General features: G+C 38.1%; 16 protein-coding genes. 3 read left to right on the top strand and 13 right to left on the bottom strand.

Going from position 1 to position 24091, the window contains the following annotated elements; translation table 11 throughout:
- Positions 1–1391 (bottom strand): TrkH family potassium uptake protein (locus ACFIL8_RS03375; protein WP_375688914.1); only part of this gene is annotated, 1391 nt, incomplete at its 3' end.
- A gap of 310 nt (positions 1392–1701) precedes the next feature.
- On the opposite strand from ACFIL8_RS03375, the gene trxB reads away from it, so the two are divergent.
- Together trxB and ACFIL8_RS03365 are read left to right on the top strand one after the other, a co-directional pair.
- On the top strand, positions 1702–2658 hold the full coding sequence (gene trxB / locus ACFIL8_RS03370) for a thioredoxin-disulfide reductase (protein WP_375688912.1): 957 nt from the start codon (positions 1702–1704) through the stop codon (positions 2656–2658).
- A 42-nt stretch (positions 2659–2700) separates the two neighbouring features.
- Positions 2701–3606, top strand: coding sequence for a LysR family transcriptional regulator (locus ACFIL8_RS03365; RefSeq protein ID WP_273791217.1), 906 nt, complete (start codon positions 2701–2703; stop codon positions 3604–3606).
- A gap of 1161 nt (positions 3607–4767) precedes the next feature.
- Here ACFIL8_RS03365 and ACFIL8_RS03360 read toward each other — a convergent pair.
- The 3 genes from ACFIL8_RS03360 to carB form a co-directional block, all read right to left on the bottom strand.
- Entirely contained in the window at positions 4768–5970 is a 1203-nt protein-coding gene (locus ACFIL8_RS03360; RefSeq protein ID WP_375612967.1) for a pyridoxal phosphate-dependent aminotransferase, read from the bottom strand.
- Between the two features lie 322 nt (positions 5971–6292).
- Positions 6293–6502, bottom strand: coding sequence for a cold-shock protein (locus ACFIL8_RS03355; RefSeq protein WP_012754908.1), 210 nt, complete (start codon positions 6500–6502; stop codon positions 6293–6295).
- Positions 6503–6749: 247 nt separating this feature from the next.
- Positions 6750–10235 carry a carbamoyl-phosphate synthase large subunit gene (carB, locus tag ACFIL8_RS03350; RefSeq protein WP_375612966.1) on the bottom strand — a complete coding sequence of 1162 codons (3486 nt, stop codon included), beginning with the start codon at positions 10233–10235 and terminating at the stop codon, positions 6750–6752.
- Positions 10236–11053: 818 nt separating this feature from the next.
- On the opposite strand from carB, the gene ACFIL8_RS03345 reads away from it, so the two are divergent.
- Entirely contained in the window at positions 11054–11578 is a 525-nt protein-coding gene (locus ACFIL8_RS03345) for a methylated-DNA--[protein]-cysteine S-methyltransferase (protein ID WP_375611196.1), read from the top strand.
- On the opposite strand, the gene ACFIL8_RS03340 is transcribed toward ACFIL8_RS03345, so the two are convergent.
- The 9 genes from ACFIL8_RS03340 to thiC form a co-directional block, all read right to left on the bottom strand.
- Positions 11575–13896 carry an ATP-binding protein gene (locus ACFIL8_RS03340; RefSeq protein ID WP_375688910.1) on the bottom strand — a complete coding sequence of 774 codons (2322 nt, stop codon included), beginning with the start codon at positions 13894–13896 and terminating at the stop codon, positions 11575–11577. The two genes, ACFIL8_RS03345 and ACFIL8_RS03340, sit on opposite strands and share 4 nt — an antisense overlap.
- 285 nt (positions 13897–14181) lie before the next feature.
- Entirely contained in the window at positions 14182–16809 is a 2628-nt protein-coding gene (pepN, locus tag ACFIL8_RS03335) for an aminopeptidase N (protein WP_375645489.1), read from the bottom strand.
- 73 nt (positions 16810–16882) lie between these two features.
- Complete coding sequence (locus ACFIL8_RS03330; RefSeq protein WP_375674708.1) at positions 16883–17722, bottom strand: uracil-DNA glycosylase family protein; 840 nt, start codon at positions 17720–17722, stop codon at positions 16883–16885.
- A 448-nt stretch (positions 17723–18170) separates the two neighbouring features.
- A complete protein-coding gene (locus tag ACFIL8_RS03325; protein WP_375638083.1) occupies positions 18171–18929 on the bottom strand; it encodes a hydroxymethylpyrimidine/phosphomethylpyrimidine kinase in 759 nt (252 codons plus the stop codon).
- Complete coding sequence (locus ACFIL8_RS03320; RefSeq protein WP_375611199.1) at positions 18920–19525, bottom strand: thiamine phosphate synthase; 606 nt, start codon at positions 19523–19525, stop codon at positions 18920–18922. Before ACFIL8_RS03320 ends, ACFIL8_RS03325 begins: the two co-directional genes overlap by 10 nt.
- Positions 19522–20295, bottom strand: a complete 774-nt coding sequence (locus tag ACFIL8_RS03315) for a thiazole synthase (RefSeq protein WP_375688908.1) — start codon at positions 20293–20295, stop codon at positions 19522–19524. Before ACFIL8_RS03315 ends, ACFIL8_RS03320 begins: the two co-directional genes overlap by 4 nt.
- A 4-nt stretch (positions 20296–20299) precedes the next feature.
- Positions 20300–20497 carry a sulfur carrier protein ThiS gene (thiS, locus tag ACFIL8_RS03310; RefSeq protein WP_273791115.1) on the bottom strand — a complete coding sequence of 66 codons (198 nt, stop codon included), beginning with the start codon at positions 20495–20497 and terminating at the stop codon, positions 20300–20302.
- Between the two features lie 3 nt (positions 20498–20500).
- Complete coding sequence (locus ACFIL8_RS03305) at positions 20501–21451, bottom strand: FAD-dependent oxidoreductase (RefSeq protein WP_375671830.1); 951 nt, start codon at positions 21449–21451, stop codon at positions 20501–20503.
- Positions 21448–23283 (bottom strand): phosphomethylpyrimidine synthase ThiC, encoded by a 1836-nt coding sequence (gene thiC, locus ACFIL8_RS03300; RefSeq protein ID WP_375688906.1) that lies wholly within the window; start codon positions 23281–23283, stop codon positions 21448–21450. The genes ACFIL8_RS03305 and thiC overlap by 4 nt, the downstream gene beginning before the upstream one ends.
- Positions 23284–24091: the final 808 nt, after the last annotated feature.

The raw sequence follows: 24091 nt of genomic DNA, 5'->3' as shown, positions 1-24091 counted from the left end.
AATTGTTCACGCCAGAAAGCGGGAATAAAAAGGACGAATATTGTTATGATTTCAAGGCGTCCAGCTAACATTAGAAAACTTAAAATCCATAAAGCATTATCATTGATTGTAGAGAAATTACCTGCAGGGCCAATGATATCTCCAAAGCCTGGACCAACATTTGAAAGTGCGGTTAAGACACCTGTAAAGGCAGAGGTAAAGTCAAGACCGGTTGTAAGCAAAAGTGCAGTGCCGATAACAAGGCAAAACATATAAAGACAGACAAAAAACAAAACGGCTTGGGCAACGTCATTTGATATATTTGAGTGATCATAGCGCGCTTTTACAACGACATTAGGAGAAAGAAGTTTTTCTATATTTGTTTGTGTAATACGCCAAAGAATAATGAGGCGATTGATTTTCATGCCACCAGAAGTAGAACCAGCACATCCGCCTGTAAAAGAAACAATGAAGAAAATTCCAAGCGCAAACGGTCCCCAAAGTTGATAATCTTCAGCGCTGTAACCGGTGGTGCTAATAATGGATGAAAGGTGAAAAATGACATCAAGGAAAATCAAGTGGAACGCGCGATGATCATAAAACCGTAGCCATGCCGCTAAAGCAAAGCTGAAAAGGAGAACGATATGGAGAAAAACAATCACTTGTGGGTCAAGGAAGCGTTTAGAGTGTCCAGGAAGGACTAATTTAACATAAAGTACGAAAGGTAAAGCAGAAAGCAACATGAAGATTGTTGAAATAATTAAGATGGCTGGTGTATCAGAAAAATAGCCAAAAGAAGCATCATGCGTTGAAAAACCAGCTGTTGCTACTGTACTCATTGCATGGTTAATGGCATCAAATAAATTCATGCCTGCAGCAAAATAAGAAAGCATACAAGCCAATGTTAACCCAATATAAGCGATGATAATTCCGTTAGCAATTTGGTTGATGCGAGGCAATATTTTTTCAGATTTATCAGATGATTCCATATGAAAAAGTCGCACGCCACCCACACGCAGTGAAGGCAAAATTAAGAGGGCTAAACCGATAAAACCAATGCCCCCAATCCAGCATATAAGAGAACGCCATAATAAAATACTTCGCGATAAATTATCAAGATCAGAAAGGACTGTGGAGCCTGTTGTTGTAATTCCAGAAACAGATTCAAAAATGGCTCCTGCTAGAGAAATGGGAAGAGGAGAAAGATAAAGAGGTAAGGCACCTACGATGCTTCCTGTAAGCCAAAGACAAACAGTGAGCATAAAGCCAAGCCGTGCTGAAAAGCGACAAGTAGCTCCCTTAGTTGCTAAAAGAATCAGCGTTGCTAACATGGTGGTTATGGCACAAGAATAGAGAAAGCTTATCCAATTACGATTGTTGTCGTGCAAATCCACAAAAATTGGCAAAAGCATTGCTCCTCCCATGATTAAGGCAAAACGTGCACAGACATTGATAATAAATTGAAAAATGATCGTTCCCTATCTTTGTATCTCTTTTTATTATGGTTTTATGCTCATAAGAAGTTACATTTTTCTCTTTATAGGATAAGGATTAATTCTTAACATTAGCGTGCCTTGATGAATTAGTAATCAGACCTTTTCATAAAATTTGAAAAGAAGTATACATAACATAATTAGGGCTCTTGAAAAATATTTTTTTAAAAGGCTGCATTCCGTTATCATTTATAGAATAATTAATTTATAATAAAGTGAAGGGGATTTAATGGTACAATCGCATATTCGTCTGCTAATTATTGGCTCAGGTCCGGCTGGTTATACAGCGGCGGTCTATGCAGCAAGAGCAATGCTTAAGCCGGTTTTGGTGACGGGCTTGCAGCAGGGTGGACAATTAACAATTACAACTGATGTTGAGAATTATCCAGGTTTTGCAGATCCCATTCAAGGACCATGGTTGATGGAACAAATGGCAAAACAAGCTGAGAATATGGGGACAAAAATTGTCTATGATACAATTATAAAGGCTGATTTGTTGAAGTATCCTTTTGTCTTATATGGGGATTCAGGAACACAATATTCTTGTGATGCACTGATTATTGCAACAGGAGCTCAAGCGCGCTGGCTTGGTTTAGAAAGTGAACAGACCTTTATGGGCGGAGGTGTTTCCGCTTGTGCTACATGTGATGGCTTTTTTTATCGTGATAAGGACGTTATTGTCGTGGGAGGAGGAAATACGGCTGTTGAAGAAGCACTTTATTTATCGCATTTGGCTAAGAGTGTAAGCGTGGTTCACAGGCGGGGACAGTTTCGGGCAGAAAAAATTTTGCAAGATAGGTTGCTGGCTTGTAATAATGTGCGTGTTCTTTGGGATCATGTGGTTGAAGAAATTGTGGGGCTGCCAGCTCGAGATTCAATGGGCGCTGTTGTAACAGGGGCACGTCTGAAAAATGTTAAGACAGGTCACGAGATGAAAGTGAATGCAGAGGGCATATTTATTGCCATTGGGCATGATCCTGCTGTTTCTCTGTTTGAAGGACAGCTGAAACAAAAACGAGGCGGCTATTTATGGACAGCACCCGACTCAACAGCAACAAGCATTGCTGGTGTTTTTGCTGCTGGGGATGTGACAGATGAAACATTCCGCCAAGCTGTAACAGCTGCGGGAAGAGGATGTATGGCAGCGTTGGAAGCAGAACGGTTTTTGGATATACCCAGGCGTTAGTCACTCATTGAGAACATAGAGAATATAGAGGTAGAATTAATTGTGGCGCCACCGTTGGATTGGGATAAGTTAAGGGTTTTTCACGCTGCAGCAGAAGCGGGATCTTTTACGCATGCTGCTCAAAAACTTCATTTATCTCAATCAGCCGTTTCACGACAGGTTTCGGCTTTAGAACAAGAGGTTGGGGTATCCTTATTTCAACGTCATGCGCGTGGTTTGATTCTTACAGAACAGGGAGAAACTCTTTATCGTACAGCTCATGATGTTTTGATGAAGCTTGAAAGTGTGCGTTTGCAATTAAGTGAAAGCTATGCAAAACCAACGGGGCACTTGCGTGTGACCTCGACCTTTGGAATGGGGGCAGGGTGGATTGCAGAGCGTATGCCAGAATTTCTTAGTCTTTATCCTGATATGCAGGTTCAGCTTTTGCTTTCCGATGAAGAGCTTGATTTGACAATGTGTCATGCGGATTGTGCTGTTCGCTTACATCAACCCAAACAACCTGATCTTATACAAAGAAAACTCTTTACAATTCATATGCATGTCTATGCTTCGGAAAAGTATATTGCAAATTATGGAAAGCCGGAAAAATTGTCTGATCTCGATGAGCATCGTATTATTTCGTTCGGTGAACCTGTTCCACCTTATTTGTCTGGTTTAAATTGGTTGGAAAAGGCTGGTAGAAGTGATGGATCATTGCGCGTTTCAGTTTTACAAATCAACAATATCATCTCAATAAAGAATGCGCTTATGCGTGATCTTGGGATTGCTGTGCTTCCTGATTATATCGTCAATAATGATGAGCATTTAGTGCGTCTTTTTCCTGATATGGTTGATATTCCTTCTTTTGATACTTTTTTTTGTTATCCTTATAATTTAAAGAATTTGGCAAGGTTAAATGCTTTTCGAGATTATATTTTTTTAAAAGCTCGCCAGTGGTCTTTTTAATATTAATATCTTAATTTATAAGGAATAATTAGCTGTTTTGCAACTTGAGACTCCCGTAATATTCTTTCGTTTCAAATTTGCCTATATTGAATCAATTAAAATTATTTGTTGCACATTAAAAGTGGAGGGAGTTCGTACGGGTAAATATTTTTGAAAAGAGGGATAAATGTTTTTTATGAATGCTAGCAACCGTGAGGGTTATTATATATTGAAAAATGGACAATCGTGTGATGGTGTAGTTAACATTTTTACTATTCAATTAAAGAGAGTGGTACATGATGGAGACAAATTTAAAGCTATGTGTTTATTGCATAGCAGATACGCTTAAGTCTTTATTGTGCTTTTCCTTATAAAATGACATAGAATACTATCTCTTGATTATGTTGCCTCCCAGTTTCGTTTTCTTGAGTGTTCCCTTACGAAGATCTATCAGATTGATTTTATCTCTGAGGATTTTCCAAATTTGCCGGACATATGTCCGGCTTTTTTTTAATTTTTGAAAGAGTCCCTAGAAATTGCAATATATGGGAAGATGATAAAGAAAAAATTTCGAAACTGGTGGATATCCAACAATTTTTTTAAGAATACTAAAATTCAATGAGGAGTTTGAGAGGGGATATTCTATTGTACTGTAAAAGTCTGTCTTTTAGGGGTGTGATATAAAATATTTAAAACCTTATACATGAAGTGCTTTTTATTAGAATGTGAGGTGAATATTTAAGGCAGGTCTTGTTCATAAAGCCTATGAAGTAAATCAAGTAGTTATTAAATAGAACTTAAAGGAAACTGGATTGCTTACACAACGATGGGAGGTGGCTTCTTCTTCGTTTTAGGACGAAGAAGAAGCTGAGAAATAGAAGAGATTTTATTGTAAGGGCCTTTGATTATAAGGGCAATTGTGTTTAAAAGTGCTCGGTCTTTTTTAGAGTTATAAATTGAATGGAGAAAGTAGAATAGGCTTGTCATCTCTTATGATAATAGACCGATTCATTTATTTGATAGCTAAATTTTTTTGATCTTTATCTACAGCATCTATTTTTGTGTTTATTCATAGATATTTTTGCTGAATCGATAGATTTAGACTATGACACAGTTTCAGATATTTTCTCGGATATACTAACATTCGGCAAAAAACAATCACAAGAGATGATATTAAAAATTTTAAATTAAACTGTTGCAAAAACGCTGTATACGTATACAAGCTTTTTCAAGTAATTCTTCTGATGTTGCATAAGAAATACGAAAAGTTGATCCAAGTCCAAAAGCAGATCCTTGGACGACAGCAACAGCTTCTGTTTCTAGAAGCGCTATGGCAAAGTCTTCATCATTCGTAATACGTTGACCATTGGGTGTTTTCTTTCCAATAAGTCCGGTGCAAGAAGGATAAACATAAAAAGCACCCTCAGGCGTTGGACAGTGAATGCCAGGAGCTTGATTTAGCATGGAGACAACGAGATCACGGCGTGCTTGAAAAATACTTTTATTTTTAGCAATAAAGTCTTGTGGCCCGTTGAGTGCTTCAACCGCAGCCCATTGTGAAATGACACTTGTTCCAGATGTTTGCTGTCCTTGAATGGTATCCATGGCTTTAATTAATTCTTGTGGTCCGCCTGCATAACCGATTCTCCATCCCGTCATCGCATAGGCTTTAGAAACACCATTCATTGTGAGTGTACGCTCATAAAGCGCTGGTTCTACTTGAGCTGGAGTCACAAAGGTAAAACCCTCATATGTGAGATGTTCATATATATCATCGGAAAGGATATAAACATGAGGATATTTTACTAAAACATCTGTAAGTTTTTTCAATTCATTATGTGTATAAGCGGCACCTGATGGATTTGAAGGAGAGTTAAAGATGAACCATTTGGTTTTGGGGGTAATGGCAGCTTCTAGCTCTTGTGGTTGGAGTTTATAAGAAAATTCGGCTTTTGTTTCTAAAAAGACAGGCGTACCATCGTTGAGTGCGACCATTTCTGGATAACTAACCCAATAAGGGGATGGAATGATGACCTCATCTCCTTTATTCAAAGTTGCCATGAATGCATTAAAGAGAATTTGTTTTCCACCGGTACCAACAATAATTTGTTCTGGTTGGTAAAGAAGGTTATTTTCTCTTTTAAACTTTGCAGAAATTGCTTGGCGCAATTCTGGAATTCCTGATATGGGAGGGTATTTTGTTTCTCCCCTTCGAATAGCTTCAATAGCCGCGTTTTTGATGTTGTCTGGGGTATCAAAGTCTGGCTCTCCAGCACTTAAAGCAATAACATTGCGCCCTAATGCTTTTAAATGGCGGGCCTTTTGAGAAGCAGCAATTGTTGCAGAAGGTTTGATACGAGACAGTTTGTCGGCAATAAAAGCCATAATTTTAAATCCTTATATTATATCAACAAATGGTTATTGCTTTAAGGATATTCTATAAGAGATTATATTGTATGCAATAAAAAACTTCCAAAATACTCTTACACGGGCTTTATATTCTTCTTTTTTGAGATATTTTACAAGATAAGCTCTTCGTAGATTTTATGAAAGTTTTTGAGGAAGTATAAGAGAGGTTTGATAAATTGTGCAAAGGAGATAAGCAGTCTTTTATTTTAACAAGGTAAAATAATGCTTTATACAAAATAAAAAAATCTTCGTCTTTACAGACGAAGATTTCTAAATAAAATATTGCAGAATTTAAACTTTAAAGTGCTGCAAGGTTACCAGCGGCAAATTTTCCTGAACGACGATCTTGAAGAACATCATAAGAGATTTTTTGCCCTTCATTAAGACTGTTTAGACCTGAACGCTCGACGGCAGAAATGTGTACAAATACATCTGCACTACCATCGCTAGGCTGAATGAATCCGAAACCTTTTGTTGTATTAAACCACTTAACTGTTCCTGTAGACATAGGAAACTCCTTAGAATATATAATTATATTGAGCATTGAAGCTTTCATTTCTTCAATACGGTTGTAGATCGAAATTAGGTGGGAGAAGTTTCGTCGAAAGTGCAGATTGCACAGGAAAGAAAGTCACGTAACCGAAAATTCGATGAAACCTCTATAAAAGTTTTTAGAACAAAAAGCAAGTCTTAATCAATTTTTATATAAAGAAAAAATAAGAAAACAGTGTACATTTTGCTAAGTAGAAAAAAATTCAACTAAAATAACTTTGTAGTGAACGTACCTCAAGGTGCCTTTTTTTGAGTGCTTTGATCGCTTCTACGACGGCTTCGGCTCCAGCTATTGTTGTATAATAGGGAACATTTTGCATGAGTGCTGCATAACGTAATGATTTTGAGTCTGAGATGGCACTGGCAGTGCTAGTTGTATTAAAAATCAATTGAATTTGGCGATTACGAATAGCGTCTTCAATATGGGGGTGTCCCTCTAGAACTTTGTTAATTTTTTTTGCTTCAACGTGGTGTTCGGTGAGAAATTTTTGTGTTCCACTTGTGGCGACAACAGAAAAGCCAAGCTCAGTTAAACGTTTTACAGGATTTAAGATGCGTTTTTTATCTTCATCCCTTACAGAAACGAACAAAGTTCCCTCTTTAGGGAGTTTTACACCAGCTCCAAGTTGGGCTTTAGCAAAAGCAAGCGAAAATTCATAGTCAAGTCCCATAACTTCACCGGTTGAGCGCATTTCTGGACCAAGAAGTGTATCAACACCTGAAAAACGAGCAAAAGGAAATACTGCTTCCTTGACGGCAATATGTTGTTTTTTTTGCAAAGAAGGTAATCCACCATAAGCTTCAAGAGCATCATGAAGCGTTTCTCCTGCCATAATACGTGCAGCCATTTTAGCAATAGGGCGACCAATCGTTTTTGCAACAAATGGGACAGTACGTGAAGCACGGGGATTGACTTCTAAGACATAAATGGTGTCATCTTTTATAGCATATTGTACATTCATTAAGCCGCGAACATGAAGTGCTTGTGCTAATGCTTTGGTTTGGCGCTCTAATTCAGTAACTATTTTATTTGAGAGCGTATGGACTGGTAGAGAACATGCTGAATCACCAGAGTGGATACCAGCTTCTTCAATATGTTCCATAATACCAACGATTAGTGTTTCTTTGCCATCACATAGACAATCAACATCTACTTCAATTGCTTCTGTTAAATAGGTATCAAAGAGAAGCGGATTTTTACCAAGCAATATATTGATTTGTCCTGTTGTGTCGTTAGGATAACGGACTTTGATATCTTCTGAAATTAATTCAGGGACACTCTCAAGTAAATAATTTTGTAAGCTACGTTCATCACGAATAATTTGCATAGCACGTCCTCCTAAAACATAAGAGGGACGTACAACCAAGGGGAAGCCTAGTTCGTGGGCAATGAGGCGTGCTTGTTCAATGGAGTGGGCAATACCATTTTGAGGTTGTGTTAAATTAAGTTTAAATAACAGTTTTTGAAAGCGATCTCTATCTTCTGCTAAGTCGATAGCGTCAGGTGAAGTACCTAGGATGGGGATGTTGTGTTTTTCTAGAGCGCTTGCCAATTTCAAGGGTGTTTGTCCGCCAAATTGGACGATGACTCCAACCAAATCTCCTTTTTCCTGTTCTGCTTCTAAAATAGCGATAACGTCTTCTGTTGTTAAAGATTCAAAGTAAAGGCGATCAGAGGTATCATAGTCGGTTGAAACTGTTTCAGGATTACAGTTAATCATAATCGCTTCAAATCCTGCATCACGCAGTGCAAAAGCAGCGTGGCAGCAACAGTAATCAAATTCAATACCTTGCCCAATGCGGTTTGGTCCACCGCCTAAAATAGCAATTTTTTTGCGTTCAGAAACGTGTGCTTCCGAGTGCTCTACACCTGCAAAGGGAACTTCATATGTTGAATACATATAGGCTGTAGGAGAAGAAAATTCAGCGGCACAAGTATCAATCCGTTTGAAGACGTGTTTAACATTCAGTGATTTGCGTAAAGCTGCGATATAATCGGGTTCTTTCCCTGTAAGGGAGGCTAATCGCGCATCTGAAAAGCCCATAGCTTTTAACATACGTAAGTTATCTGCGTCTTGGGGTAATCCATGAATGCGGATACGCTGCTCCATTTCAATGATGGAGGCTATTTGTTCTAAAAACCACGGATCAATTTTGCTAATTTGGTGAATCTCATTTAAGGGTAAGCCTGTGCGCATGGCTTGAGCAATATAGCGTAGACGATCAGGGCTTGGTATGGCAATGGCGGAGCGTATAGAACTTTTTTCATCACCTTCAGCATGCTCTGGAATCACAATTTCATCAAGACCCGTAAGCCCTGTTTCAAGTCCACGGAGTGCTTTTTGTAACGATTCTTGAAAAGTGCGTCCAATTGCCATGACTTCTCCTACAGATTTCATCGCAGTTGTGAGGACAGGTGATGAACCGGGAAATTTTTCAAACGCAAAACGAGGAATTTTTGTCACAATATAGTCAATAGAAGGTTCAAATGATGCTGGTGTTGCACCACCCGTGATATCATTTTTTAATTCATCAAGAGTATAACCAACAGCCAGTTTAGCCGCTACTTTAGCAATGGGAAACCCCGTTGCTTTTGAGGCAAGCGCTGAAGAGCGAGAAACACGCGGATTCATTTCAATAACAATGAGGCGCCCATTTTCAGGATTGACAGCAAACTGTACATTGGATCCCCCCGTTTCAACACCAATTTCACGCAAAACAGCAATCGAGGCATTGCGCATACATTGATATTCTTTATCGGTTAAGGTGAGAGCAGGTGCTACAGTGATCGAATCACCGGTATGAATCCCCATCGGATCAATGTTTTCAATAGAACAAACGATGATACAATTGTCGTTCTTATCACGAACAACTTCCATCTCATATTCTTTCCACCCTAAAACACTTTCTTCAATTAATACTTCTGTTGTTGGTGAAGCTTCAAGCCCACGTTCAATAATTTCATAGAATTCAGAGCGGTTATAAGCGATTCCACCACCAGTTCCACCAAGGGTGAATGAAGGACGAATAATAGCTGGAAGCCCAACAACATCAAGAGCTTGAACTGCTTTTGCTGTTGCATGAGCGATATAATGTTGTTTGCGATCAGCTTCGGTATGTCGCCAGTTGCGCTCAAGTTCTTCGAGTGCTTTGTCAAGCGCAGCACCAGAAAGCTTTGCTTTAAGTTCAGCACACGTTTTTGCGTGTTGTTGGCGATTTTCTTCTTTCAGTTCTGTTGCATTGGCTAACATAGAGCGTGGCGTTTCCAAACCGATTTTTGCCATCGCTTGGCGGAATAAAGCACGATCTTCAGCTTTATCAATAGCATCAGCATTGGCTCCTATCATTTCAACATGATAGCGGTCTAAAATACCCATACGCTTTAATGATAAAGCAGTATTGAGGGCTGTTTGTCCTCCCATAGTGGGTAAAAGGGCATCGGGACGCTCGTGAGCAATAATTTTGGCAACTATTTCAGGAGTAATGGGCTCTATATAAGTTGCATCAGCTAGATCTGGATCTGTCATAATCGTGGCAGGATTAGAATTTACCAAAATAATTCGGTAACCTTCTTCTTTTAATGCTTTACAGGCTTGAGTGCCTGAATAATCAAATTCACATGCCTGACCAATGATAATAGGTCCTGCTCCGATGATAAGAATAGATTTTATATCTGTGCGTTTGGGCATGACTTTTTCCTATGACAAATATCTGTGTGCGATTGTTGCGGGCAAAATATTTTAGTTCTGAGGCTACCGTCATTTTATAAGTTAAGTGAAAAAGAAAGTAAGCATTAAAATACCTTTTCCATGCTTTTTTTCATAAAATTGAAGATAAATTTCTTTTTTGAGTTGAGTCATCTCGTCAGTTTATCAAAAGTATGACCTTTGATAAAAAATAATAACAGTGCTCCAACAAATTAGAATATTCAAGCATACTGTGGAGCATAAAAAGCCGGAACATCTTTCCAATCCATTGCCGGCATACTTTCTTTGTGTTTTATGACGTTTTTTGCTTAAGAGAGCACGCGCTTTTTCTGTTGCTTGTAAAACATAAGCTATTATTTATGGTTCGATGGGATTTCGTAAAATAAAATGGGAAGCTTATCGTGTTGTTCCGTAAAATACTGCCGTTTAGAGTTGTGATATTAAGGTATGAAAATTTACCACATTAAGGTGTTTTTGTTAGAGTGTATGATAGAATTCAGAGCAGGATTTGTCTGTAGAGAGCTTATGAAATAAACCATATCAAATGGGTTCAGTTGGAATCTGTTATATAAAAAGCAAGATTGTTGATAGATCAGCTCTGGTCGAAGTTTCCGTCTTAGGGTAGGAAGAAAGTCAATCTATGTATCTTTCCATTTCATAAAAAGGTGAGAGTGTATTTTAATACAATGGCTAAGGAGATAATTTCAGAATGATTTTGTTTGTTTTTAAAAGATAGTGAATACTCTCCCTTTACTTTATGGATGATGTTCAAAACTTTTTAAAATATAAAGAAGGCTAAAATGCTGAATATTTCCCAAACGAGAGTATTCTGTCTGAAAGATGTATCAATAGGAAAGCTTTTGGTGGCTAGGTCTCAAAAAGGGATTTGTCATATAGCGTTAGGAGACACTATAGAGCAATTATTACAGGAGTTTACGATACGCTTTGGTGATGTACAACAAGTTGTAGGTGACAATACATTTAAGAGAGAAGTTGCCCATATTATAGCCATGATAGAAACACCTAAGCTGGTAAAAAAATATAATTTTCCCTTAGATATAAATGGTACAGTTTTTCAACGACAAGTATGGGCAGTATTATGTGATATACCATGTGGTGAAACAATTTCATATGAGATCTTAGCATGCCGTATTGGTATGCCGAAAGCTTTTCGTGCCGTTGCTCATGCCTGTGCACGTAACGAATTGGCTATTATCATTCCGTGTCATCGTGTTGTGCGTAAAAATGGTTTTATTTCAGGGTATCGTTGGGGGGAAAAACGGAAACAGATTTTACTACAACGGGAACAAAATGGAAAAATTTAACTTTGTGTGATGGGCATTATAATCGTTACAGTTGTTCCTTTCATTTCTTTTGAAGTAATTTCAAGTTTTCCTTTGTGGAGTTCTAGCAAGGAGCGTGAAATGGCTAATCCAAGACCTGAGCCCGTATGAGATTTAGTGAGCTGATTTTCGACTTGTTCAAAAGGTTGCCCAAGTTTTTTAATTGCTGATTGGGGAATACCAACGCCTGTATCTGTAATTTTAAAAATAAGGTTATTTTTTTTCTTGAAAGCGCAGACATCAATATTTCCGCCAGAAGGCGTAAATTTAACGGCATTAGAGATGAGATTAAGGAAAATCTGTTTCATTGCACGACCATCAACTTCAGCATGAAGTTCTGGGGTAATGTTTGTTGCAACAACAATATTTTTTTCTTGAGCTTGAGGTGTTAGTGTTCGTACTGCTTCACTAATGATGGGCTCAAGATCGGTATTTTTACAATCAAGCGTAAATCTTCCTGCTTCGATTTTTGACATATCAAGGATGTCATTGATAAGGGTTAGAAGATGGGTTCCTGAATTGTAAATATCATGCATATATTCCTTATAGCGTTGTGAACCAAGAGGACCAAAAGTCGATTGCAACATGATATCTGAAAAACCAAGAATAGCATTCAGAGGCGTGCGCAATTCATGAGACATATTGGCTAAAAATTCTGATTTAGCCTTATTAGCACTTTCGGCGCGTTCTTTTTCTGCTTTCAGACTTTTATTAAGTTTTTCAACTTCTGTTGCGCGTTGTTGAGCACTCCCTCGCGCGCGCTTGAGTTCTTGAATGAAAGAGAAAAGACGCCTTTCACTGTCTTCAAATTTTTCCTGTTGTTGTTTAAGCTCAGAAATGTCAGTACCAATACAAACCAATCCTCCATCTTGGGTTCGTCGTTCGTTAATTTTGAGCCAACAACCATCTGCCGTTTGGCGAATACTGGTTAAGTTACCAGTACCATCATCTTTAAGGGGATATTCACTGAGTGCAGGGCGTGCCATGGCTTCGACGGTTGCACGTTGGATACCTGATTGGAGAATTTGTTTAGGAATAGCGGCATATTCGCAAAATTTGCTGTTGGACATGACTAAACGTCCTTCAGCATCCCACAAGACGAAAGATTCTGAAATGTTTTCAATCGCATCACGGATACGAAGGTCGGCTTGCGCTGTTTGTTCAGCCAATTGTTGCTGTTCACTAATATCGAAGGAAATACCAACCAAATGGGGTTCTTCTTCTTCAGTAACTTCGGCACGAATGCGCATCCATACATAATGACCATCAGCATGACGCATAGGAACGTTAATATCGATATGCTTTTTTTTACCGCTCATTAATTCCTGAGCAAGGTCAAAAAAATTCGCATCATTTGGATTGATAATGGCGCTAATTTGGGAAATTGAGAGCAATGCATCTTGAGGGACATAGCCGAGCATTTCGTACATTGCTCGTGACCAGTAGACGCGTCCACTTGCCATATTCCAATCCCATAGTCCACAGCGTCCACGCATCATTGCCATATCAATACGGTTTTGAATTTTTTCTGAAACAAGATCTGTTTTGCGTGCTCGTACAATTTGGTTGTAATAAGCATAAAGAAGAGCAAGGATAACGCCACTAGTTCCAATGAACATGGTTATATTTAACGAGAGAGCTTTCCGCCATTCCATGTAAATATGTTGCATTTTTTCACTGATGAATACCCCATATTGTCCATTTTCTGTTTGCTGAAAGGAAGCGAGAGCAGGAATATCTTTTCCTATTGTAATTTTCATGATTCCAGCATGTTTTCCTAGAGCTTGTAAAGTAATGCTTTCAGAGGTAAAATTCTGTAAGGGTTTTCCTAAGACAATCTCGGAACTTGATGAAGCTAGGACATTGCCTTTTTGATCGACAATAGCAATAACAGCGCTGGTTTTTATAAAACCTTTGTTACGAAAATTAGTCAGGATATTTTGTAAATGATTATGAGAAAGAGCAGCAGCTTTTCCTTGTCGAGTGGCGGCAAGTAAGTCACGGTCGATTGTATTGGTAATATGAGAAGCTAAGAGAGCGATGGTAGAATGCGTGTTTTTATCAATTGTGTTGCGCCAATCATAGATTGATAGGAAACGGATTGCTGCTAGTATAACAAGAAATGCAAGAATTACAAATGGGAGTGAACGTCGCAGCCAAGGTTCAATAAAAAGAAGTTTTTTATAGGCAGAACCAGAAAACAGATTGGTACGCTCTGTCCGCTCCTTGCGACTTTGAGCGCTTGATTTTGAATCAGCATACATCTCCCTTGGCGCATTATATGCGTCCAATTTAGCCATTTCGCGTTCCTTTAATTCTGGAATAATGTGATTTAAAAACTGCTTCGATATTCATAGTAACCCCATCGAGTGCAATGAATCAAAACAGGAGTCTTCTGTCCAGTCTTTTTTTTAAAAAAATAATTTTACTTTTATGATTTTGGAATATGAAAAGAAAAAAGTACTTTAAACGTGACCTATAAACAGGCTTAGATTGCCTGTTTATAGGTTTAATGATGATCGAATAGTTTATAGAATTTATTTTAAAAAATATTATAGCATATTGATTTAAAATAATTTTTTGTTTCAAGTAAGCAGACGGTTGATGATATCAGCAACATCGCTTGATAATTTTGGCGCAGCAGCAATCATTTTTAATTCAGTTTCAAGTTTTTGTTGTCGAATAGGTTCTAATTGTCGCCAAGAGCGCATCATTGTTAATAATCGTGAAGCAAGCTGTGGATTTTTTTTGTCAATTTCCAAAATGACTTGGCAAAGAAAATGATAAGATGCTCCATCCATCCTGTTAAAGCCCGTGAGATTGTTAGAGGCAAAAACACCGATTAGAGAACGTACACGATTAGGATTATCTTGTGAAAACAGCGGATGTTGCATGAGCTTTTGAACATTCTCGAGTGTTGATGTGTCAGCAACCATTGCTTGAATAGAAAACCATTTATCCATGACCAAAGGGTCATGCCGATAGCGGTTTTCAAAATCATTTAAGGCATTTTGTGCCTGCTCATTTTCATTAAAACGCTTCACGAGAACAGCGATACTCGCCATACGGTCAGTCATATTATCAGCTGTTGCATACTGTATAGCAGCTCGATTTGGATTGGCTTCAGCAATGGAAAGGTAATCCAGTATGATATTCTTTAATGCTCGCTTTCCAGCTTGTGCAGTGTTTGGTGAATAGGGCTCTTGGGTTTGCATTTGTCCATAGAATTTTGTTAAGAGCTCTTGATGAGTTTGTGCAAGTGAAACTAAAAACTGATTGCGGACATAATGAATACGATCTGGGTCAATATTTTTACCGATTGTATGAGCAAGCTCAACTTCACTAGGTAAATTTAAACAGAAGGCACGAAATTCAGGCTCTAAGGTTTCATCTGTTATAATCGTTTCAATCAGCTTTAGCAAAGCAGAAGGAAGTGTTGCTTTTTCTTGTGTTTTATCTTGAATGCTTTGAATCAAAGCTTGCGTCATTAAATGATTAAGAGATTGCCAGCGATTGATGTGATTGTCATCATGTTGTGCAAGAAAAATAAGTTCTCTTTCATTGAATGGAGTGTGTAGAATGATTGGTGCTGAAAAGTCTCGCAGCAGTGATAAAACGGGTTTTTCACGCAGTCCCTTTAATGTAAAGGTTTGGCTTTCCTTGGATAAAAGCATAACATCTGATTGAATATCTGTATCTGCTTCATAGGTGAGGTTTTCTCCATTAGGTCCTAGGAGTCCAAAAGCGATAGGGATAAACATGGGCTTTTTTGTTTTTTGTTGTGGGGTAACGGGAATATGTTGCTTTGCATGAATTGTTAAAACACCATCGCTATAATGACTATCGATTTCTACATTGGGTGTTCCTGCCTGTTCATACCATAGCATGAATTGGGAGAAGTCTTGACCAGACACTTCAGCAAAACAGGTAATAAAATCTTCAATTGTACAAGCTTGTCCATCATGACGTTGAAAATAAAGATCAGTGCCTTTACGAAAAAGAGTAGGACCTAAAATAGTCCGTATCATGCGAACAACTTCAGCACCTTTTTCATAAACAGTTGTTGTGTAAAAATTATTAATTTGGCTATATTGACGAGGACGCACAGGATGCGCAAGAGGTCCTGCATCTTCTGCAAATTGCGTTGCTTTTAATGCTTTTACATTTTCAATTCGCTGTAGGCTGCGTACATTTTGATCTGATGAAAATTCCTGATCACGATAAACAGTGAATCCTTCTTTTAAACAGAGTTGAAACCAATCGCGACAGGTAACACGATTACCGCTCCAATTATGGAAATATTCATGTGCAATGACACGTTCAACATTTCTATAATCCTGATCGGTTGCTGTTTCAGGATCGACAAGAACATATTTATCATTAAAAACGTTAAGGCCTTTGTTTTCCATTGCTCCCATATTAAAGTCGGAAACAGCAACAATATTGAAAACATCAAGATCATATTCGCGCCCAAAACATTGTTCATCCCAACGCATGGAACGTTTAAGAGCATCCATTGCATAGGTTGCGCGTTCGGTTTTTCCTTTTTCTACATAGATACCAAGCTCGATACGTCGTCCAGATACAGTTGTAAAATGGTCTTCTAACTTATCAAGATCTCCACCTACTAAAGCAAAGAGATAAGATGGTTTGGGATAAGGATCTTCCCAAATGGCAAAATGGCGATTATTTTCTAAAGTTCCTGTTTCCACCAGATTACCATTTGAAAGCAAGATTGGGATTGTTTGGGTATCTGCTTCAATTTTCACTCTATAGGTAGAAAGAACATCTGGGCGGTCGTAAAAATAAGTAATACGACGAAAACCTTCCGATTCGCATTGTGAGCAATAAACACCATTTGAAAGATAAAGCCCCATAAGTTGGCGGTTGCTTTCAGGATTCAGTTCCGTAACCAATTTCAATGTAAAAGGAACCGTTGGTGGCGTTGTAATTTCTAAACGTGAAGGCGTCACTTTATAAGTGTTTGGGGCTAATATCTCATCATTAATAGAAACGGAAATTAAAGTAAGATCATCACCAGAAAGAACAAGAGGTGTTAATTCTTTTGTATCGTGACGGGATTCAATAGACAATATGGCTGTAACATAGGTTTTTGTCGGTGCTAATTGGAAAGAAAGTTGTGTTTTAGGGATAACGTAAGGGGTTGGTTGGTAGTCTTCCAAACGATAAATAGATGTTATTGGCTGTTTCATAGTTTTTTCCCATTTGTATTTTAAGAGTTAAAGAAGGGTGTGTTAATTTTAGAAGCAATATAGGATTAAAGAATTACAAAAGGCTGTCGAGGCGATTTTTTACTTCTAAGAAGTCTATCCATGTAAGCTTCTTTTGACTAGGGGTTCTAAGAAGGTAAGCTGGGTGGAAAGTTGGCATAACAGGTATTTTTATATTATCCTCGCTTTCATAGATATGCCATTTCCCTCTTGTTCGGATAATCCCATTTTGAGATCCAGTAAGAAACTGTGCAGCAACGCCTCCTAGTGCTATAAGAACACGAGGACGCGCTAAATAAATGTGCCGTTCAATAAAAGGGCGGCACAAGGCAACTTCTCTTGGTGTTGGTGTACGATTTCCTGGCGGACGCCAAGGAATAGTGTTGGCAATGTAAACATTATTTCTTGTTAAGCCAATTGATGCGAGGATTTTATTAAGCAACATCCCGGCTTTTCCCACAAAAGGAATTCCTTGTATATCCTCGTCTCGTCCTGGTGCTTCGCCTATAAGCATCAGGGGGCTTCCTGCTGTTCCATCTGAAAAACAGGTATTTTTTGCTGTCAATTTTAATGAACAGCCATTAAATGCAAGGAGAGCAGATTTTAATTCATCAAGTGTCTTTGCATTTTTTGCACTCTCTATAGCTGTGGATTCATTTTGTATAGTCCTAGAGTTATGCAGCTGATGATGATCTAATTTTACGGTTGGAGATGTTTTGGGAGATGCTTGTTGATTATGAGAAATGTTCACGACAGATATTAATTTTCTCTCTGAACAAGCAGACTGCTTAAAACGATCAATAGGAAAATCTGTCAGAACGGCATCCGCACCACTTTCTTTATAAAAGTTTAAGAGTTCTTCATAGGAAATTGAGCATGGTGTTTGATTTAACATTTTATTTTTTCTAATGATCTAGCGATTATAGATCAAACAAAATTATCCTTCAAGTTTTATTAAATGTATTCGCTAGCCATTAATGTATAAGAACGCTGATAGGATTCTCTCTTTTCACAAAAAAGGCAAATCGTAAAATGCGAATGTTCGCGATTATATGCATCTTTAAATGTATAATTTGTTTAAATTGCGTTATTTCAACTTTTTAAACAGACTAAACTCACTCATACTAAAAGAATTTTTTACTGAATGCAAGTGGTGTGATAATATTTTTTATCATTATATTCTATATTTAATACTTAATGAAAGTGAATTTTGTAGTATTTTATTTATAGGATTAATTATAAATTTTATATTATTTAATTTTTTTAATAACTTTTATTAAAAAAATTAAATATATTAATTGAAATATATAAATATTACTTTTATATGAGAAAATACTAAGACGTTATAAACTATTTTTACAATGGGTTAAAAGCAATGTGTGGATATATGCTTTTGCTTTTTTTACAGCTGAAATGAGAGGTTCATTTAATGCTAAATGCGCTGCAATAGCGCTTGAGAGAATGCAACCTGTTCCTCGCATTGTTCCTTTTAAACGTGGAGTAGAGATATTTATGACTTCAGTTTTGTCAATGAAGCTATCAATTGCAAGAGGCCCCTCTGCATGTCCCCCTTTTACTAAAATAGAGCGAGCTCCCAATGACAAAAGTTTTTTTGCTTGTTGTATTGCTTGCTTATCATGAGATGCCAATGGACTGTGGCTAAGAAGAGCGAGTTCTTCTCTATTCGGTGTTAAAAGATCAACATGAGGAAGCAGTTTATCGATCATCGTGTCGATGATTGTTTCCGTTATTAGTTTTCCTCCTGATGAAGCGACAAGTACAGGGTCCAAAATAACTGGAACATGGGGATAGTCTTTGAGTACGTTACAGATTGCTGCTATAATTGCTTTTGTCCCCGTCATACCGATTTTTATTGCGCTTATTGGATTTGCTTCTAGGGCAGCACGCATTTGCGCAGCGACGAGGTCCCCACGCATTGGAATGATTTCGACAACGCGATTATCATCTTGTACGTTAACACAAGTAATTGCTAAATTTGCTTTTATTTGAAAATGTGCAGAGGTTTCTATATCACGAACAATACCAGCACCTCCTGTTGGATCAGTGCCCGCAACAATAAGAATAGAAGGTATCAACGCCATGTTTGTGTCACTTTTATCCACTGCTGTACACGCTCTTCTGGTTTTTTATGGAGGATAATATCAGTCACAACAGCAGCACTATTTGCTCCTGCTTTTAAAACACCCACTGCGCGTTCTGGTGTTAAACCACCAATACCCACCAAAGGTAAAGCACCAATCCGCTTTCTCCATTGTTTGATTTTTTCTAGTCCTTGCGGCATCCATTTCATTTTTTTTAAGATTGTCGGATAAATAGGACCAAGTGCAATATACTCAGGATTAGCAGAGAGTGCGATATCCAATTCATGTTCATCATGTGTACTAAGACCAACTTTTATACCACTTTTACGAATTGCGTGAAGATCAGCATTGCTTAGGTCTTCTTGTCCCAGATGAATAAAATTACACTTTTCATCAATTGCTATTTCCCAATGATCATTAATAATTAATTGTGCTCCCAATTTATTGCATATGTTTTTTGCACGCTTAATATGTTGACGGATTATTTGTTGATTTTCATGTTTCATACGCAATTGTACGAGCTTGATACCAAGAGGAAGCAAACGTTCAATCCAATCAGCGTTATCAACGATGAGGTAAAATGGATCCAGTTTCATGAAAATACTGCTTTTCCAATGATTGGCGTTGAAGGGACTGCTACACTGCGTGCTTCGATCATGCCAGCTTTATATCCCATACGTCCTGCTTGAACAGCTTTAGAAAATGCTTCAGCCATTAAGACAGGATCACCTGCTTTAGCAACTGCGGTATTAAGCAGTACTGCATCATAACCGAGTTCCATCGCAATGGCGGCATGTGATGGGCGTCCAATGCCGGCATCAATAACAAGAGTAGCATCAGGAAGGTAAGCACGGATAGAACGCAATCCATCAATATTATGAGGTCCTTTGGCAGAACCAATAGGAGCACACCAAGGCATAATAACACGGCAACCAATGTCAAAAAGTTTTTCAGCAACAATGAGATCATCCGTTGTATAGGCAAAAATTTTGAAACCTTCATTGTTTAAAATTTGAGCAGCTTCGATTAAGGAAAAAATATTTGGCTGTAAGGTATCTGAATTACCGATAATTTCGAGTTTAATCCAAGCCGTTTTAAAAAGATCTCTTGCTAATTGGGCTGTGGTTACGGCCTCTTTAACAGTATAACAACCAGCAGTATTAGGAAGCACTGTTACCCCAAGTTCTTGAAGAAATTTCCAAAATTGTCCACCTTGTTTTCCACCTGCAGTTTCACGGCGCAAGGAAACAGTTACAATTTCCGTATTCGATTTATGAATAGCATCACGAAGGATTGCTGGTGAAGGATATTGCGCTGTACCTAATAGAAGACGGGAAGAGAATTGTCGTCCATAAAGATTCAGCATAATTTTAGCCTCCTTGCATTGGGCTTAAAATTTCAATTTTATCTCCTTCATGCAAGACAAATTGGCTTCGTGCATCTATGGGAACAACTTCAGCGTTAACAGCAGTTGCAAGCCAATTTCCTTCATACCCCAATTCTTCAAGCAAGAGACCGAGAGTCATAACTTCTGTTTGGACTGTTTCACCATTAACAAATATTTGCATGTTTTATTCCAATGCCAATTCCATTGCTCGTTTTGCCATTTCTGGAGACAACAGAAAACCATGTCTATAAAATCCATTAATAGAAATAAAGTTACCATCTTTATGCACAGAAGGGAAGTTATTAGGATAACATGGACGAACACCAACGCCAGATTCAATAATTTCTGCTTCAGCAAAAGCAGGATGTAAAGTATAAGCCGCGTTGAGCAGTTCCATCATTGATCTTACAGAGATTGCACCATCAAAGTCACTTTCAATCATCGTTGCACCAATCATAAAAATATTATCTTGTCGAGGTACAATGTAGAGAGGAAACCGTGGGTGAAGAAGACGAATTGGACGCGAAATTTTAATATCGGTGCAGCGCACGAGAAGCATTTCGCCGCGTACGCCCCGTATATTTTTATCTTTTCCTAAACGTGCTATTCCTGTCGCATCAATAACAATATCAAAATTTTTTTCAGCTATTTCTACATCAACAAAACAGGCTCCATTGTTGAGAAGCTTTTCTTTTAAAGTCATAAGTGCTTTGCGAGGATCAATATGGGCTTCATTTTCATAAAAGAGTGCACAGTTAAAACGTTCCGCAAGATCTGGTTCAAGATGAGCTATTTCTGTATTATCTACGGTTTTGTGATTATGCGTACGCACAGAAAATCGTTCAAGCTCTCCTCTATCTCGTGTAGGTGCAACCACTAAAGTGCCTTTTTGTATGACAAGGTTTGGGAGCGTTTTACGCCACCATTGTATAGCTTGTACACCAAGATCTTCAACAATTTGTTCTGCACTTTCCCTTTCACAGTAAGGTGCAAGCATTCCTCCTGCATACCAACTAGCACTTCCTATAGGTGAATGAGGGGGGGCCGATACAGTAACAGAAGCACCTTTTTGCTGTAACATAAAGGCAACTGTTAAGCCGCCTACACCTGCACCTTTGATAAGAATGTTCTTCAACTATTTACTTTCTTTTTTTGAGGAGGAACAATTTCCATATAAAGGTCACCATTTTTCTGATATTTTTCGGCCATGGCGATCATACCTTCCCCTTTTGTTTTTCTTATTGCAGCTGCCTCACGAATATCATGGGAAATACGCATAGAACAGAATTTTGGTCCACACATGGAACAAAAATGCACTAATTTATGGGCTTCTTTAGGCATTGTCTCATCGTGAAAGGCACAGGCTGTTTCTGGATCAAGAGAAAGGTTAAATTGATCATGCCATCTAAAATCAAATCGTGCACGCGAAAGAGCATTATCGCGCAATTGTGCTCTAGGTAAACCTTTAGCAAGGTCAGCGGCATGAGCAGCAATTTTATAAGTGATCACACCAGTTTTTACGTCATTCCTATCGGGGAGTCCTAGGTGTTCTTTAGGTGTTACATAACACAACATAGCAGTTCCAAACCATCCAATCATAGCGGCACCAATTGCTGATGTAATATGGTCATAACCAGGAGCAATATCCGTTGTAAGAGGTCCCAAAGTATAAAAAGGCGCCTCATGACAAAGATCTAATTGTTGCTCCATATTTTCTTTAATTTTGTGCATTGGGACATGTCCTGGTCCTTCAATCATAACCTGTACATCCTTTTTCCAAGCAATTTTTGTCAATTCTCCCAAGGTTTTAAGCTCTGCAAATTGGGCTTCATCATTGGCATCGGCAATAGAGCCAGGGCGTAATCCATCCCCCAATGAAAGAGAGATGTCATACGTGCGTGCAATATCACAAATTTCATCAAAATGTTCATAGAGAAAGCTTTCTTTGTGATGATGGAGACACCATTTTGCCATAATAGAACCGCCTCGTGAAACAATACCTGTTACACGATCAATGGTCATAGGAATAAATGGTAATCTTAATCCTGCGTGAATGGTAAAATAATCAACACCTTGCTCTGCTTGCTCAATAAGGGTATCACGGAAAATATCCCATGTTAAGTTTTCGGCAATACCCTGTACTTTTTCGAGTGCTTGATACAGAGGAACAGTCCCGATGGGCACAGGAGAATTTCGAATAATCCATTCACGAATATTGTGAATATTTCGACCTGTAGAAAGATCCATAACTGTATCTGCTCCCCAGCGAATGGCCCAAACCATTTTATCAACTTCTTCTTCCATAGATGAAGTTACTGCTGAATTGCCAATATTAGCATTAATTTTAACACGAAAATTACGCCCAATAATCATGGGTTCGCACTCTGGATGATTAATGTTTTGTGGAATAATGGCGCGTCCACAAGCAATTTCATTGCGCACAAATTCCGCAGTATAAATTTCTGGTATTGATCCAGCAAATGTTTCATTTGATGGTACATTCTGCCGTTCTTTTACTACTAATCCTTCATTTTCTCGTATAGCCACATATTCCATTTCTTCGGTAATAATGCCTGCGCGTGCGTAAGCCATTTGTGTAATTGCTTTGCCATTTTTTGCTCGTAAAATAGAACGTTTTTGCTTAAAGGCTGGAGTAAGGTTTTTATCAGAAGTCAATCCATTATCTTCAGGTTTAACTAATCGTGCAGGATAAGTTTCAGTATCATCCCGCTTAGAGAGCCAAGGCAAGCTAATTGCTGGCAGGCCTTTTGTAATATCAATGATCATATCTTTATCTGTGTAGGGGCCAGAAGTATCGTAGACGTTTAAAGGTTTTTCACCACTGCCATCAGCCAGTGAAATTTCACGCAATGGTACGCGCACATCAGAAAAGAGAAGGCTCTGTTGATAAATTTTGCGTGAAGCGGGAAAGGGGCTACAACTGATTGATGGAGTATTTTTCTGCACAAACTTTTTCCTTATAGACACGGAGTTCAAAAATAGGTTGCGATGTTAATGGAGTTACGATGTTAATGGAGATGTATTCAAATTATCAATCACGAGCATTCAGATGAATAGGGATAGTATTGCTTTGTAGCAAAGAAAACCCAATACAGCTCAAGAAAAGTTATTTTGAAAAACTGATACAATATCTATTCTAATATTTGCATGCCTCCTCCCACTTGAAGTATTTTTGTTAATACGAATATGGTTGGCTTAAATATCTATATTGTCAATCATAAAAATATATTTTAAACGATTTTGGTGTGTTTTTAAGAGTGAAAATAGATATTATGAAGTGATAAACTATGATATTGAAGCTTTTATAAACCAGAATAAAGTTAAAAACGGATTATCAGGGAAAAGTAGATAGTTTATGGCTTTGATTGAGATTTTTTTCATATTAAAATAATAACTCAGAATACCATAAGATCCTCTCATCATATATCTTTTCGTATAAAAACACTTCCTTGCACGTCATAAGTGGGAGCGTATGGGGCAAAGCACTTGAAGAAAGGAAGCCAAATGTCATTTAATGAACATTCTAAGAGTGAGGCTGTCAAAACGTGGGAGCCAACAAAATGTATGATGGATTCCACTTGTATCTTCAAAAGCTTAAAGCTGATGATCTATAATGGCTTGCTATTGTATCATTGACGTGCGCTGTCGTAAAATGAAAGGAGTATATTTTGAGCAATATTTCTTAAAAAGTGCGTAATATGCAATATCATTATATTTTGTTTGGGGCATTCTATTCTTCATGAGGGGGATGTTC

Origin of the sequence: Bartonella sp. AP57NXGY, assembly GCF_042195805.1 — a bacterium.
Classification (GTDB): domain Bacteria; phylum Pseudomonadota; class Alphaproteobacteria; order Rhizobiales; family Rhizobiaceae; genus Bartonella.
This window is presented reverse-complemented; position numbering and strand designations above follow the sequence as displayed.

Excerpts from the sequence above, each read along its gene's own strand:
- trxB (WP_375688912.1), top strand. The coding sequence starts at position 1,702 with ATGGTACAATCGCATATTCGTCTGCTAATTATTGGCTCAGGTCCGGCT.
- ACFIL8_RS03360 (WP_375612967.1), bottom strand. The coding sequence starts at position 5,970 with ATGGCTTTTATTGCCGACAAACTGTCTCGTATCAAACCTTCTGCAACA.
- ACFIL8_RS03355 (WP_012754908.1), bottom strand. The coding sequence starts at position 6,502 with ATGTCTACAGGAACAGTTAAGTGGTTTAATACAACAAAAGGTTTCGGA.
- carB (WP_375612966.1), bottom strand. The coding sequence starts at position 10,235 with ATGCCCAAACGCACAGATATAAAATCTATTCTTATCATCGGAGCAGGA.
- ACFIL8_RS03345 (WP_375611196.1), top strand. The coding sequence starts at position 11,054 with ATGCTGAATATTTCCCAAACGAGAGTATTCTGTCTGAAAGATGTATCA.
- ACFIL8_RS03340 (WP_375688910.1), bottom strand. The coding sequence starts at position 13,896 with ATGGCTAAATTGGACGCATATAATGCGCCAAGGGAGATGTATGCTGAT.
- pepN (WP_375645489.1), bottom strand. The coding sequence starts at position 16,809 with ATGAAACAGCCAATAACATCTATTTATCGTTTGGAAGACTACCAACCA.
- ACFIL8_RS03330 (WP_375674708.1), bottom strand. The coding sequence starts at position 17,722 with ATGTTAAATCAAACACCATGCTCAATTTCCTATGAAGAACTCTTAAAC.
- ACFIL8_RS03325 (WP_375638083.1), bottom strand. The coding sequence starts at position 18,929 with ATGGCGTTGATACCTTCTATTCTTATTGTTGCGGGCACTGATCCAACA.
- ACFIL8_RS03320 (WP_375611199.1), bottom strand. The coding sequence starts at position 19,525 with ATGAAACTGGATCCATTTTACCTCATCGTTGATAACGCTGATTGGATT.
- ACFIL8_RS03315 (WP_375688908.1), bottom strand. The coding sequence starts at position 20,295 with ATGCTGAATCTTTATGGACGACAATTCTCTTCCCGTCTTCTATTAGGT.
- thiS (WP_273791115.1), bottom strand. The coding sequence starts at position 20,497 with ATGCAAATATTTGTTAATGGTGAAACAGTCCAAACAGAAGTTATGACT.